This is a genomic window from Reichenbachiella sp. (assembly GCF_039941815.1).
Taxonomy (GTDB): domain Bacteria; phylum Bacteroidota; class Bacteroidia; order Cytophagales; family Cyclobacteriaceae; genus Reichenbachiella.
In genome coordinates this window covers 97,255-112,469 of sequence record NZ_JBDVDW010000061.1, presented here as the reverse complement: position 1 = coordinate 112,469, position 15,215 = coordinate 97,255, and the positions used below count along the sequence as shown (strand labels likewise).

Annotated in this window: 12 protein-coding genes; 5 read left to right on the top strand and 7 right to left on the bottom strand. The window is 38.1% G+C overall.

Annotation, left to right across the window (positions count from 1 at the left end; all coding sequences use genetic code 11):
* Positions 1–143: 143 nt before the first annotated feature.
* The gene (serA, locus tag ABJF11_RS14570; RefSeq protein ID WP_348120624.1) at positions 144–2,042 is read right to left on the bottom strand and encodes a phosphoglycerate dehydrogenase; all 1,899 of its coding nucleotides are present in this window, start codon (positions 2,040–2,042) and stop codon (positions 144–146) included.
* A gap of 459 nt (positions 2,043–2,501) precedes the next feature.
* On the opposite strand from serA, the gene ABJF11_RS14565 reads away from it, so the two are divergent.
* Positions 2,502–3,767, top strand: a complete 1,266-nt coding sequence (locus ABJF11_RS14565) for a sodium:proton antiporter (protein WP_348120622.1) — start codon at positions 2,502–2,504, stop codon at positions 3,765–3,767.
* A 39-nt stretch (positions 3,768–3,806) separates the two neighbouring features.
* Positions 3,807–4,442 (top strand): GPP34 family phosphoprotein, encoded by a 636-nt coding sequence (locus ABJF11_RS14560; RefSeq protein ID WP_348120621.1) that lies wholly within the window; start codon positions 3,807–3,809, stop codon positions 4,440–4,442.
* Positions 4,443–4,491: 49 nt separating this feature from the next.
* Here the strand turns inward: ABJF11_RS14560 and ABJF11_RS14555 are convergent, their stop codons facing one another.
* From ABJF11_RS14555 to ABJF11_RS14545, 3 genes are all read right to left on the bottom strand, one after another.
* Positions 4,492–4,911, bottom strand: coding sequence for a hypothetical protein (locus ABJF11_RS14555; protein WP_348120619.1), 420 nt, complete (start codon positions 4,909–4,911; stop codon positions 4,492–4,494).
* A 2-nt stretch (positions 4,912–4,913) separates the two neighbouring features.
* Positions 4,914–5,996, bottom strand: coding sequence for a potassium channel family protein (locus ABJF11_RS14550; protein WP_348120617.1), 1,083 nt, complete (start codon positions 5,994–5,996; stop codon positions 4,914–4,916).
* Between the two features lie 286 nt (positions 5,997–6,282).
* Positions 6,283–9,111, bottom strand: a complete 2,829-nt coding sequence (locus ABJF11_RS14545) for a response regulator (RefSeq protein ID WP_348120616.1) — start codon at positions 9,109–9,111, stop codon at positions 6,283–6,285.
* Positions 9,112–9,572: 461 nt separating this feature from the next.
* Between ABJF11_RS14545 and ABJF11_RS14540 the strand changes: the two genes are divergently transcribed.
* The 3 genes from ABJF11_RS14540 to ABJF11_RS14530 all read left to right on the top strand — a co-directional run bounded on the left by ABJF11_RS14540 (position 9,573) and on the right by ABJF11_RS14530 (position 12,146).
* Positions 9,573–10,964: a thioredoxin-like domain-containing protein gene (locus tag ABJF11_RS14540; protein WP_348120615.1), complete on the top strand. Its 1,392-nt coding sequence runs from the start codon at positions 9,573–9,575 to the stop codon at positions 10,962–10,964.
* A gap of 103 nt (positions 10,965–11,067) precedes the next feature.
* Complete coding sequence (locus tag ABJF11_RS14535) at positions 11,068–11,535, top strand: hypothetical protein (protein ID WP_348120614.1); 468 nt, start codon at positions 11,068–11,070, stop codon at positions 11,533–11,535.
* A gap of 53 nt (positions 11,536–11,588) precedes the next feature.
* The gene (locus ABJF11_RS14530) at positions 11,589–12,146 is read left to right on the top strand and encodes a rhomboid family intramembrane serine protease (protein WP_348120612.1); all 558 of its coding nucleotides are present in this window, start codon (positions 11,589–11,591) and stop codon (positions 12,144–12,146) included.
* 10 nt (positions 12,147–12,156) lie between these two features.
* On the opposite strand, the gene ABJF11_RS14525 is transcribed toward ABJF11_RS14530, so the two are convergent.
* From ABJF11_RS14525 to ABJF11_RS14515, 3 genes are all read right to left on the bottom strand, one after another.
* Positions 12,157–12,873 (bottom strand): alpha/beta hydrolase, encoded by a 717-nt coding sequence (locus ABJF11_RS14525; protein ID WP_348120611.1) that lies wholly within the window; start codon positions 12,871–12,873, stop codon positions 12,157–12,159.
* 153 nt (positions 12,874–13,026) lie between these two features.
* Positions 13,027–13,911 carry a metal ABC transporter permease gene (locus tag ABJF11_RS14520; RefSeq protein ID WP_348120609.1) on the bottom strand — a complete coding sequence of 295 codons (885 nt, stop codon included), beginning with the start codon at positions 13,909–13,911 and terminating at the stop codon, positions 13,027–13,029.
* A complete protein-coding gene (locus ABJF11_RS14515; RefSeq protein ID WP_348120608.1) occupies positions 13,911–15,215 on the bottom strand; it encodes an iron chelate uptake ABC transporter family permease subunit in 1,305 nt (434 codons plus the stop codon). Before ABJF11_RS14515 ends, ABJF11_RS14520 begins: the two co-directional genes overlap by 1 nt.

Sequence of the window (15,215 nt, the reverse complement as noted above, 5' to 3'; positions counted from 1 at the left end):
TGCGCTTGCGCAACTCTTCGGAGATAACAGAGGAAGATTGAATCATTTGAATAGCTCAAATCCTTACATTTATGGGTTTAATTAAACCTTAAATTCAGAGATTTATTAAAAAGTCTCCTGCTTTAGTCAGGAGACTTTTTTTGTTAGTAAAGTACACGGAATTTTATGGTGCCATCTATCTTTCTTAAATCGCTGATGGCCTCCTTGTTGTAATCCTTGTTAATGTCTGTAATCACGTAGCCAACGGTATCGTTGGTTTTGAGGTATTGGCCCAGTACATTGATATCGTGTTTAGCCAGCGTATTGGTAATGTTAGCGAGTACGCCTGGCTGATTATGGTGTAAATGAATGAATCGATGTGCATCATTTAATATAGGCAATGTGAGGTTAGGAAAATTCACGCTGTTAGTAGTCGTTCCGGTATTCACATAGTCTATGATTTTGTTGGGTACAAACTCGGCTATGTTTTCTTGCGCCTCAAGGGTGCTGCCTCCAATATGAGGGGTCAGAATCACATTTGGAAGATCTCTGAGTTCAGATACAAACTCATCGGCGTTACTCATCGGCTCTTCAGGGAAAACATCTACTGCTGTACCTATAATCTTACCACTTTCTATATTCTTCCTCAATTCTTGAATATCGACTACATGCCCCCTGGATAAATTCATAAAGACAACACCGTCCTTCATATATCCAAATTCTTTTTTACCAATGATGTTAGTATTACTTTTTCTACCATCCACATGCAAGGAGACCACATCTACTTTTGTGAGTAATTCTTTTAATGATTTGCATTTTGTTGCGTTACCCAATGCCAAGCGCTCATCAATATCATAATAGAACACATTCATACCTAAAGCCTCCGCGAGTACTGAAAGTTGCTTACCAATATTGCCATATCCAATGATTCCAAGTTTCTTTCCTCTTATCTCAAAACTTCGGTTAGCTGACTTGTCCCATTTGCCTTGATGCATAGCAAAAATCTTATCTGGTAAGTTTCTGATTAAAAGAATCATCTCGCTGATGGCCAGTTCTACGACAGATCGTGTGTTGCTAAAGGGAGCATTGAATACAGATATGCCTCGTTTGGTGCATTCAGTCACATCTATTTGGTTGGTGCCTATGCAAAATGCTCCTATTGCCATGAGCCTATTTGCATGCTCAAGTACCTTTTTAGTAATCATTGTCTTGGAACGAATGCCTAGAATCGATACATCTTTGATTTTCCTACAGAGCTCTTCCTCGTCAATACCAGATGGGTAAATTTCCACTTGATATCCTTCTTCCTGAACTATTTTCGCTCCATTTTCATGAATATTCTCAAGGAGAAGTACTTTGATTCTATTTTTAGGATATGATAATGCGCCTTCCATTTTGTTGTGATAAAGTATTTCATCTAATGAGGGGGCAATATGATCTGCGTTTTTCACCACATCCTCACGTGATATATTTTCTGTAAAGGCATAGAACCTGTTGGCTTTGCCTTCTTTTCTTATTTCATAATCATTGTAGCCATCTCCGATGACATGTATTTCGCCCTGGAGTTGCAAGGCTTCGATTTTGGCTGGTTTACCTTTGCTTTGAGATAACACGTTGTCTTCGTCAAACCCAATAATATTACCCTCTTCATCAAAAACAAACGTATTCGCATGTACATTTTCTTCTTTGATGCCATATTTCTCTACGATAGGGAAGATGAACTCTTTAAACCCATTAGAAAGGATATAGACGTGATCAGCATGAGTCTTTAGAAATACCTTGTTTCGCTTAAAAGATTTGGAAACCAACTTTTTAAGCATGGTGATTAGTACGGGGAGGTGTTCTGCCTTAGCGTCTAATATTTGAAGTCTTTGATTCAGCGATTCCCTAAACGAGAGCTTCCCACTCATGGCCAGGTCAGTGACTTCAGCAATTTTCCTTAGTCGATTGATTTTTTCCGGGTGATTTTTTAGCGAGATTGATCCTAGCACATCCAATGCTTCCACACTGGTGAATGTACTGTCAAAATCAATTACAAAATTTTTAGCATCGGTTTCAGTCATCCTTGTATTTAGCTCTTCCTTCGAATCTGCATTAAAGCTTAATTAATCACCCTGGGTTTATGCGGTAAAATTATTTTTATATTCCCATATCTCCTCATTTGCATTGATATTTATAAAGAATAGCCAGATAATTTGATGAATCTTTAAAAATCTCTAAATTCATTAAAATATTTTTAATAAAAATGGGTGAGACCAAATCTTCTTCTTATTAAGAGAGATATCAATGTACTGTACACTCGCAATTTGTTGAATATAATGAAGAATTGACTGATTTAACATAGTTGAACAGTCGGCTGATTTGCCGGTGTCGTTCGAATTAAAGAAATTGATTGTACCACCTCCTGATGATAGTTTATTTGTTGTATATTGGTGATATTCTTAACAAGTAGTATAATTGCACTATTAGAAGAAAATCAAAAGTATTATTGCTTTAGTAACTCAACTTAAAACTTCGCTCCAATGGGTATTTTAGACCTTATTACATTACTAATCTTCCTAGCAGCTGCCTTTACACTAATCAATATTACCTATTTGCGATTACCGTCTACTATTGGGCTTATGGCTATTGCCTTGGCTTCTTCTGTTGGCATTGTGCTTTTAGGGTTTGCCGTACCAGCTGTAATGAACGGTGCCAGTCACATAGTTGAAGAATTCGACTTCAAAGAAGTACTGTTGAATGTAATGCTAAACTTCTTGCTTTTTGCAGGAGCATTGTCTGTTGACTTGAGCAAACTTTTACAAGAAAGAATGCCCATTATTGTATTGGCAACCTTTGGTACATTGATGTCTACGTTTATAGTGGGTGGCTTGATGTCATATGCTTTTCCATTAATCGGGGTAGAGGTTCCGATGATCTATTGCTTACTTTTTGGAGCGCTTATATCACCTACAGATCCTATTGCAGTACTGGCACTCACTAAGGAATTTGGGCTGGACAAAAATCTTGAAATTAAAATAGCAGGTGAATCTCTGTTCAATGACGGTGTAGGCGTTGTAATATTTCTTACTATCTCTGGTATAGCTATGGGAGGTGGAGGACACGGAGCACATGGAGGCGAGGAAGTCACAGCAATGAGCGTGGCCATTTTGTTTCTGACGGAAGTCGCAGGAGGCTTGCTTTTAGGAGCTGCCTTTGGGTATTTGGGATTTAAACTACTCAATTACATAGATAACGACCATGTAGAGTTAGAAGTATTAGTAACATTAACGCTGGTAATGGTAGGTGGAAGAATGGCTGAATTGCTACACGTATCCGGGCCATTAGGTATGGTGGTTATGGGGCTGTTTATTGGTAACGAGGGCCGTAGTGAGCATTTAGCCAATGCCACCGGTGAATATGTATTCAAGTTTTGGCACCTCCTGGATGAAGCTTTGAATGCTATATTATTTATCCTGATCGGTCTTGAAGTAATTATTATCGCTCAAGATTTTAAGATGGAATTCTTGATGATTGCACCTATCGCGATAGTAGTGGTGTTATTCGCAAGATTTCTTGGTGTCTCAATACCTATCAAAATTATGGAAATGATGGGAAAGAAATTTGAAGATAAAACCATCATAATCTTAACTTGGGGAGGATTAAGAGGAGGAATTTCCGTAGCTTTGGCGCTTTCATTGTCAGATGAGATTCCTAATAAGGATATCATATTGGCAGCGACCTATGCGGTGGTTGTATTTTCTATCCTGGTTCAAGGTTTGACCATAGATAAAATATTGAAAAGTTAGCATTAGAAATCAAATTAGTAGAAAATAAAATACGGTTAGATGAAATTAAGTTTAGCAGAAGGGTTAATGTTGATTGCACTGGATGATGAAGAAGGAAGACTTCTATCAGCCGCTGAGCACTCTATTGATCACGGGCTATTGTCCATTTTGATCTTGGAGCTTTCTTTGATTAAGAGGGTTGGATTTGATGGAAATAAAATTGTAGTCAAGGATACGACAGGTACTGGAAACAAGGTATTGGACAACGTACTTAAGGCAGTCGGCGGTGGAGGAGAGTCAGTCTCTAAAACGGTTGCTAAAATTGCCCCTAGTTTTGAGTCTATTCAAGATGATATGATTGAGTTGTTGGTTCAACGCGGTATATTGAAAGTAGAGTCTACAAAGCTTTTATGGATTCCTGTATCTGAAAGAATGGATAATGCGAATTACGCGTTTGAGCAGGAAATCAGAGATACTTTGAAGGCAGTAGTACAGAAAGGGCAGAAGCCAACACCGGCTATTGTAATCTTAATGTCCATGATTTCCAATTGTAAGATACTTGAAGAGGTATTCAGAGAGAAAGACGAATTAATCGACGCGGTAAAAGTAGCTAAGGATTTACTTACTTCAGATGCGATTGATGGTGAGACCCAAAAAGTATTGGTAGATCTTAAAGATCACTTTTTGACCCTCTAGGAACTAAGAATAGAAAACTGTACTAGAAATGAAATTGAAAAGCTGGGGATTATTCTTCAGCTTTTTCTTTTGTCCTCTTAATGGTATTGCTTTGATTCAAATTATTGATGAAGAGCTCCTCAATTTTCGCATCTGCCTCTTCACTCGTTAATCCATTTTGAACAGCTAGTATTTGCTTCTGGACATCTAAAAGAGTTTTAAGATAGGCTTTGATAGAATCCTGATTGGCGACGGTATTGTTGGCCCTCATGGCCATAAACCCGAAGCCTTCATGTGGATTGTTTCTATCTCGCTCCAGAATATAATACGAATGACCTTCAATTTCTATCTTATCGAAGTGATACTGAATATCTTCATGTATCTCGCTAAAATTTGGTCCATCGGCATGATTCACATCCCGGTTTTCGCATGCGCTTAGCGCTATGATTACAAAGCTTAGAATGAGGATGTTTTGTGAGGTTTTAGTCATAATCACTTTTCCTTAAAATATCCTTCTTGTACATTAAAAGCCTTTTGAATCTGTTGGAATGAGTTTCCATTGACAATGATGATCAAATAATCCCCTAGGCTAATGGTAAATTTCCTTTCAGGATTCTTGAGTAGTTGACGTTTACCGAGTTTGTCCTTTTTACTCATTCCTATCAAAATCCCGTTATAGGTCTTTTTGATGCTATCGAAAGACTCGTGATAATCTTTGTTTAGATACGGATTGTCGTAGGTTACTAAGAACTGTTTTATATCGTAATCTGTAGGCGTATGCGCAAATGACATAATATCCTCGGTGTAGGACGCTACATCAGGTTCAAACATGTAACTGGCAAGAATTTTTGACGAAATATCGTGAGGCGAGATGGCGTTAGTTACACCAGCACTAATGAATGTATTCTTGAGGTTTGCATTTTCGAGTGTCACCACAAATTCGAGGTTCTCAAAAACTTTCTTAATGTTAAGAATAAAAACTAATTTCTCTGTGTCATCATCAAGATTCACAAAAACAACCGTTGACTGCTCTATGTTGGCTTTTTTGAGCATGTCTGTGTTTTCTAAATCAGAGTATAGAGTAAACACCATATTTGTGTCATACTTTTCATGAATATGCTCTATATGGCTCTTTATATTAGTTATGATAGCCACTTTTTTGCCTGCTCCAGTAAGCTGTTCAACCACAAGCTGGCCAAAATCACTCCAGCCAATCATGACGACATGCTGTTCGAAAACAGTACCGTTATAACCTAACATTTTATTTTGTTTTAAAGTTGTTATTAAGTTTGTGATTTGTCCAATGAGAAGGCCATAAATGCCAACGCTCATTAGTACGAAGATAAAACCAATCGTCCTACCATATAATGTCACGGGATAGATGTCACCATATCCAACAGTAGTCAGTGTGGCAATGGTATACCAAAGCGCCTGATGGTAATTGGTAATACTGGATTGATTGCTATCCTTCTCAAAATTGATCAACAAGGTGATTAGGATAAAATATATAATCACTCCAATTATTGCCCCACCGATAAAGCGATTTATTCGCCTTCTTTCGCTTGCATTTAGCATTGATTAAGTATAATATTTAATCGAATTTATAAAAATTGAAGATATCCAAAAATGACATCGTAAAGAAATTTTGTGGCCATTATTCTTAGACTCTTACCTTAAGTTATACAAAAGTTTTCGATTGAGAATAGATGGGAGTATTTAATAAAAAAAGCTCCAGAAGATTTTCTGGAGCCAGCAGCATTTGAGAAAAATTAATTATGATTCTAAAGTAGAATTCAATCATTTCAAAATACTGCCAACCTTCTTAAAAATCTTGCCAAACCCTTATTGGAGCAAATCAGGGCTATTTTTGAGGTACCGGAGATTTACCAAATCTCTTTTTATATTGTGAATTAAAGTGACTTACGTTGTTCATCCCAATTGCTTTTGCAAGTTCAGAAGCATTATTCACAGTTTTTTCTTTCAGAATTCTGTTCACGTATTGAAGTCTGACTTCCTTGATAAATTCGAAAGGAGTGCCGTTCGTCATTTTTTTGATCATTCGATAAAACTTCCGTTCACTTACCGCTATTTGATCAGCCAGATAATTCACCGATAAGTTAGGGTCATCGATTTTTTCTAAAATCAAATGTTCAACCTTCTTAAGCAGAGATTGTTCTATTTCATCCAAGGTCTTCTGGTTATTGATAAACAAGGCTCCTTCATTGTTGTTATTCCAGAGTTCTTTTCTGTTGAGCAGGTTTTCAATGCGAAGCAATAATTCTTCTGGATTAAATGGTTTGCATAGGAAGTCATTGACGCCTTGTGAGAGTACTTTGGTTTTGTCTTCCTCGGATGTGCGCGCAGACAAGACAAGGGCAGGTATTTTTCTCAGTTTTTCGCTCTCCTTAAGTTTCTCAAGCAATTCAAATCCATCAAACCAAGGCATCATCAAATCGGTAATGATCAAATCGATCGGCTCTTTTTCGAGGACTTTGAGTGCTCTTTGCCCGTTGGGAGCAGTCAGCACGTGATATTTGGTTTCCACTATGTTCTGAATGAATTCTCGGACTTCCGGGTGGTCTTCTACTATCAGCACAGTACTTTTATTAGTATCATTACCTTCTGCCGCCTTAGAAAGGTTTACTACAGGACTGTTCTCAGCTAAAGGCTCGTCCAGTTCTTTGAACAATTCTCTGGTCTTATCACTGTAGCTTAGATCGGGCAATTGTGTAAGGTCTTCTGAGGAGATTTTTTCGTGTTTGATTCGAATGATAAATTCTGAGCCTTGACCAATTTTACTTTTTACGTCGATGGTGGCTTCGTGTTTGCTGATTATTTCCTTGACCAATGCTAAACCAATTCCAAATCCTTCTTGGGTCTTAAATGTAGTATCAGGCGCTTGGTAGTACCTTTCAAATATGTAGGGTAGATTCTTTTCGGGAATGCCTTCGCCAGAATCAATAACAGAAATGACAAGATTGTCACCTTCCTTAGTCAATGCTACAGTGATTGAATCATCCTTTTGAGTGTGTTTTAATGCATTGGTGATAAGATTGAATAACACCTTTTCAAATTGAAATGGATCAATGTGGATAATTGGTGTACCTTCAAAAATCGACTTAGAGTAGGACAGGTGTATACCTTTCAATTGGGCCAGAGAATCGAACATCTTAACGAAAAGCTTAAGCATTTTGTCTACATCGATGTACTTTTTGTGCGTAACCAGTTTGCCATCCTCAAGCTTGATCAACTCGTTGATCTCATTGGTCAAGTGAATTATCCTTTCTCCATTTAAGAGTCCAGTTTTCAACTGACGCTCTGCTTTCTCTGTGAGCAAGAGATCCTCACTATTGAGGACTTGGTCAATACCACCCATGATCAAGGTAAGCGGAGTTCTTAGATCATGCGAAATGTTAGCGAAGAAGCGCGATTTGGCTTCGTCAAGTTGTCTGAGCCGGTCTGACTGTTGCTGTATCTTAGCAGAAAGCCGCTTGTTGATCAAATAGGCTCTATAGATTAGCAAGGCAATGATTACGACCAGAAACATGCCTATGCCTATACTATAGAGTAGGATGTTTTGGGCTCTTATGGTTTCCTCGTCGGCTTTCTTTTGCTGTTTTAATAGCTCATTCTCGTTCGCTCGCTTTTCAGCCTCCAGGCGCATCTGAACCTTGTATTTGTTGCTTTCTTTTTGACTGCGTTCAATTGAATCCTTAGCCTGCCTAAAATTCTCATATACAAATGCAGCCTCCTTATATTGAGCGTCTGCAACCAAAGCTTTGTACATCACATTTGCCAGTTTTACAACTTGAGTCAGATTATTGGATGAATAAGCCTTCGAAAGGTACTTTTCGCAAAGCTTTACGGATTTTTTGAATTGCTGTTTTTCATAATATATTAAAGCGAGTTGCAAGGCACATTCAAGACCATCATCCAATGCATTAATGTTTTGATAGCCTTCTAATGCCTTTGCATAAAAAGGAATTGCGGACTCCAGTTTGTTTTGTCTAACCAGATTGAAACCTATTGATCTAATTGCATAATTTTTTTCAAGTTCATTATTCTGCTTGATGGCAAGGTTTTGAGCACTATCAAGGTACAAGTTTGCAATCGAAAAATTCTTCATCCGGGTATGCAGGCGTGCAATCTGGTTGTAATTATATGGGTCTGGCTTTAAGTTGTGTACCTTTCTTAGATTGGTAGATGTTAGATAGTATTCTAGCGCCGTGTCATAATTCCTTAAGTTGTTATATATAAGACCAATATTATTGAGAATTATCGCCATTTGACCATAACGCTCATCTTTAGCATGGATTTTCTGTGCTTCCAGATAGCAATCCAGAGCAATGTCGTAATCATCGAATCTATAATATGCGTTACCGAGATAAGTATAAGTGTAAGCTAGGAGAGTGTCAGGGTTATTATATTGTGATATAAAATCTCTTGCCAGAGATATGGATTCTAAATAATTTCCAGTCAAATACTCTGCCTTCATTTGCTTGTAAAGAAGGGGATAGTATAGGTTACTATATATTTCTTTACCCAAGAGGCTTTCTGATTCTTCAGATAAAAGGTCGTAGGCCATATCCAATTCATTGGAATATACCAAAGAGTCGAAAACTTCTACGAATTCTTCAAAAGAGTCATCACTCTCAATGCGTTTTACTTGACCCCAAGAATTAAGGGTCAAGAAAATAGCAATGATTATAAATGAAGCTGGTTTATATTTAGTTGGTGTAATCAATTATTTAACCAAAAATTTTCTCAAAATGCTGGTAATATTACAAACGTTTTCCGTTTCCTCCAGGGTTCTCTGGTGGATCGCTTTCATCCTCTTCGTCAGGCTTCCTGCTGAGGTAAAGTTCCTGTGCATATAACTTCATAATTCTATATTTTGTGTGATAAAAATAAATGAAATTCAAATTAGCGAAATATATTTCATATAGCCTCGCATCATCGGGCTTTTATTCCGACAGGGTTAATATTGTACAACATTATAAAGGATAAAGCAATTAAATTCTTCATCCAATTGTTATCAACAGTTAAAATTCAATAATTGCTTAGTTCCTTGTACCATTTTTATTTCCTTTACGTTCTTCTAGAATTAATTCAAATTTCATGTTGCAAAATAAGTCATTATATACCTTTATTATGTTGTTCATTTGGTCAGCCTATATGGCCATGGCACAAAGTTCTGATAGTGATACCTACCGGATTGAGTTAGATATAAATGGACTCGAGGACAGTGTAGCCTACCTTGGTTATTATAGAGGGGAGAAGCGATACGTATTGGACACCACCACCGTCAATAGTAAGGGTATTATGGTCTTTAAAAACAACAAAGAATTGAAGACAGGTGTCTATTTTCTTTATACAAAATCTTACACTTTGGAATTTCTCGTGGATCAATCTAAGAATTTTTCATTGAAGACAGAGAAAACTTCACCCTATCAGAATTTACAGATTAAAAATTCCCCTGAGAATGAGCAATTCAAGACTTTTCAGTTGATCATGATGGAGCATCAAGATCAAATGCAGTCGCTCAGTTCATCGTTGGATTCTACGAGCACAGAGGCTGATACTACAAGAGTGCGTGAACGGATGCTGGCTTTAAATCAAATCAATGGTAACCGAAGAGACAGCCTGGTAAATGTATTTGGTGACACCTATATGTCTCAGATATTGATCATGATGAGCAAATCACCAGAACTTAAGTTAGACTCAGATTCGCTCACGTTAGACCAGAAGAAAGCACAATACCATTATTATAAAGCACATTTTTTCGATGGAATTGACTTTAGTTCTGAAGGCCTGATTCGAGCGCCAAATTTTTATGGTAAGGTGAAAGAATATATTGAACGCGTCACTTTCCAAAATCCTGACTCAGTTATCTCCTCAATAGATATTGTGCTTGACAAGGCAAAGAATAATTCGGAACTGTTTAGGTTTCTAATGGGGATGTTTTTTCAGGAGTATCAGAATGCCAAAATCATGGGTATGGACAAAATTTTTGTTCACTTGTCCGACAATTATTATTTAAATGGAAGGGTAGACTGGGCTGATAGCTCCCTCTTGGCCGAACTTGATAAGGAGATGAAGTTTCTCAGAGAGAATCAAATTGGGCTCAAGGCTCCGCAAATCTATTTGTCAGATACGTTGGGACGAGCTACCAGCCTATACGATATTAAGTCAGATTATCTAATATTGTTCTTCTATGATCCTGATTGCGGACATTGTAAGAAGAAAGCCCCTTTGCTCTACGACCTTTACAACAAAATGAATGGAGATTTTGAGGTGGCCGCCATTACTGTTTCGACAGATATGGATAAGTGGAAAAAGTTCATCAATGATTTTGATTTGGACTGGATCAATCTGGGTGACTTGAGCTACCGAAGTAACTTTCGCGTGCAGTACAATGTACGTACAACACCACAGGTATATATCTTGGATAAGAACAAGCAAATCATTGCTAAAAAGCTCGACATTGAACAGATCGAATCATTTATCAATGACAGGAAAAGGATGGACAAATTCAATCAATGAAACTTTTGATCTAAAGCTGTTTGATAAATAGTTAGAAAATTTCCTGATTTAATCGAATTAGTTTATTTTCGATTTTTTTAACACAATATAAAATTTCAATCAGATGATTAAGGAATTCAACACGTTACGTGATGATGAGATAGAGGTGTTACTGAAGGCTCCTGTTTTGGTATCCATTCTAATAGCTGGAGCTGACGATAAGATTGATAAATCTGAAATACATCAAGCGGTGGAAATTGCTAACAGCAAGCAGTCAAGAGCGAGAGAACAACTCATTGATTACTATAAAGAGGTAGGTAAAGACTTTCAAGAAAAATTTGTGCAATTAGTGAATGAAATGCCTGACAGTTCTGAAGGACGAGCTGAAATAATTTCTAAAGAGCTTAGAAAACTGAATTTCATTCTGCCAAAGATCGAAAACAAGTTTGCAATTAAATTACACGCTAGTTTAAAGGATATGGCTAAAAAAGTAGCTGAGGCCTCAGGTGGTTTACTTGGTTATATGTCGGTAAGCTATGAAGAAGCAAAGCTGATGGAGCTTAATATGATTGACGATCCTTCAAATTATTAATAATATCAATAACCCCGCTAGTCGGGGTTTTTTTTTCTTCAATCCAGAATTGAATGTATACAAAATACCGGGCTGATATCATTTATCCCTTACGATTAACATTCGTGATTTGGCTGGTATTTACTATTCAATTTTATTCGCACATTGACTTTGGGTTTTTGGGCATTTATCCGCGTACCTTAGAAGGACTGATCGGGATATTGACCGGACCTTTGATTCATGGCAATGCGCAACACATTCTTTCCAATACGATACCACTTCTGTTTTTGGGAATTACGATTTTTGTTTTTTACAACAGGATTGCAATTTGGGTCTTTGCCAATTGTTACCTATTGACTGGTATTTTAGTATGGATGTTCGGTAGATCCTTTTATCATATTGGAGCCAGTGGCCTGATCTATGGTTTGGCTTTTTTCCTTATTTCATTCGGTCTGTTTAGAAAGGACTTTCGATCACTAGCCATTTCGATTATTGTAGTGATTCTTTATGGCGGATTGATTTATGGCATGTTGCCGACAGTTTCCAACATCTCCTGGGAATCTCATGCATTTGGTGCCTTTGTGGGTATTGGGCTAGCATTTATGTATAGAAATACACCAAGGCTAGATTGAATAAAAACATTTATAAATTCAGTACAAAGGCATAAATCTGACGAGCATATTCTGATTCATTGACTGTGAAATTATCCATTCGAGAGGCCACATCAAATTGATATAGTTCTTTGATGTCCAGAGAGGTACTATTCAAAAGCAACTCCATGTCTTCAGCAGTATATAAGAAATTCTTGGCTCCATGCAAATATAAAATCCCTCTAAGATTATCTCCGGCTTCAAGCTTAACTACATTGAGCGCATTGTAGTTTGAGTTTTCAATACCACTTGGCAGTGTCATCACGGCATTTATTTTCTTGAATTGTAATTTGAGTTGGGTGAAGTCTACAAATGGTTCGTCGGCTATTATTCCTGCTATGTCATCTTTCTGATATCCTCTGGCTACTGAGATTCCTGCACCTATGCCCCAGCCGTATGCGATAAGTTCATGGTGAAATCGCTCTTCACAGTAACTATATACAGCATCAAAGTCTTCATAAAACTCTTTATAGACATATTGAAATTTATTGATTTCAAAATCACTACTAGCACCATAACCTCGATAGTCATATATCAAAACGCTAAACCCATAGTTGACCAGGATCCGAACCCTTTCGAGATAATCTCCCATATTGCCTACGCCATCATGACTGATGATCATCAGCTGATCACCTAAATCTGAAGGAAAATACCAAGCATGAAGTTGAATGCCATCACTTGACGGAATAGTCACTTTTTCGTACTTCATACGAAAATCATGTGGAGTATGGGAATAGCTCTTTTTCGGTGAGAGCGAGTAGAGTTCCGATCCGGACACGACAAATAAGGTTAGCAACAAAAAAATTCGCATATGACAATCCAATTTAGGATAAAGAAAACATTTTTAGTTTGGAGAAAAAAATCAGGCGTTTGTTTTAATCCTCTCTCTAAGATTATTTTTGATTAAGATACCTTCTGTAGGAGAGAATAGAAATGCGAGAAAAAAGAATACTCCTGCTACTGTAGACATAGCTCCGGCAATAGAGCCATCCAGATAAGCAGCCAGATAATAGCCTAAGATTGAAACTAGTATACCAATGATGGCTGTGATAAAAAGCATCCTCGGAAAACTCTCGGTCAGGAGATAGGCAGTGGCAGGTGGCGCGATCATCAAGGCGACTACCAATATAGCTCCAACCGATTCGAAGGAGGCAACGGTGGTCAGGGAAACGGCTGCCATCAGCAGATAATGCCAAACTACAGTAGATACACCTATGGCAGTGGCAAAAGCAGGATCAAAAGTGGTGAGATAGAGTTCTTTATACCCTAGAATAATAAAAGCTAGAATGATCACAAAAATGGTTCCTGACACATACAATACTCTGGGGCCAAGGATTAAACCTGAGTCACTGATCCATAGATCCAGCGGGATATAAGCAATCTCTCCATGCAATACACAGTCTTGGTCTAAATCCACCTCATTAGCATAGACCGAGATTAGAATTACGCCAAGTGCAAAAAGCCAGGTGAAGGTCACTCCAATTGATGCGTCTGTTTGAAGGCTTCCTTTCTTTTGAAAGAACTCGATCAAAACTGTGGTGAGTATCCCAATAGCTCCAGCGCCTAACAACATCACGACCGAATCACGACTGCCACTAATCAAAAATGCGATCACTATGCCTGGTAATACTGCATGTGAGATGGCATCGCCCACCATCGCCATTTTTCTAAGTACGAGAAAACAGCCAAGTAAGCCGCATGTGATAGCGACGAGTGATCCAGTCAGTATAATATAAAAGGCATCCATCAGCTTTTGATTACATTTCTATAAGGTATGATCGATTCGTGTGGATCACTGGTAGGATACTGGAGCAAGGCCTCAAGTCTGCTTTCTAATTCTGGAGTAAGAATATGCTCAATATTATCAGCGTCTTCATGTACATGATCTGGAGCTATTCTGAGATATTTGGTCAGATAGACTTCCCATAGTCTATGAAGTTTGACGATTCGTTGACCTTTTTTCTCACCCTGATCCGTCAGCTGCCAGCTGTTATTTTGCTTTTTCAGAAATCCCTGATGACTTAGGATATTAAGGCCTGACAATAAACTAGCAGTTTTGATCGGTCGTTTGGCTTGTATTTGTTCTATCGTTCTTTGGGCAGAAAAATTCTTGTCTAATTCACCTAGTTGATAAAACAACTTCAAGATATTTTCAATCAGTATCCTTCTCTTGATTTTTGCCTGGGTAATCAACTTATACAATATGCCTCGCTCAGGCGCCACAAAAAAAGAAATGATAGCAATCATAGAAATGATCATTACAATCCATGGTCCAGTCGGCATCGAAGGGGCAACATAGGAAATGTACGCTCCACTCACTCCAGAAAAAGCCCCAAAAACTGCAGCCAAGACAAGCATAATACTCAACTTGTTGGTCCAAAACCTGGCTGCCGCCGCAGGTGTAATGAGCATAGCTGCCATAAGCACGACCCCAACAGCCTGAATACCTGTGACTACGGCTAGTACAGTCAGAGTGGTCAAGGCCAACTCTAACCTTTTTACCGGAAAACCGATGGATTTGGCGAAGTCTTCGTCGAACGAAATCAATGCAAATTCTTTATAAAACAATATCACTCCAAGTAAGAGACAGACACTGATGATACTGAAGATGTATAAATCCTGACCGACTAAGGCCGCCGCTTTTCCAAAGAGAAACGAGTCCAAACCAGATTGAGCTGCATTTCCAGAATGTTGGATCATAGTAAGGAGCAATATGCCAACCCCAAAAAATACAGAAAGAATAAGGCCAATAGCAGTATCTTCTTTGATTTTAGATTTCCTGGTGATGAAATCAATCATAACCAAGGATAGCCAGCCGGTCACAAAAGCTCCGATAATCAGATAGATTGGATTCTTGGTTCCAGAAATTAGAAAGGAGAGGCATATGCCAGGCAGGACGGCGTGTGCTACAGCATCACCAACAAGTGCTTTCTTTTTTAGAAAGGTAAAACAACCCACTAAAGCCGAACTGATTGCCAGTAAGACCGATCCGCCTGCAACATAACGTATGTTAGGATTCTGAAAGGAGAAAAATGTGATCAGATCTTCCAT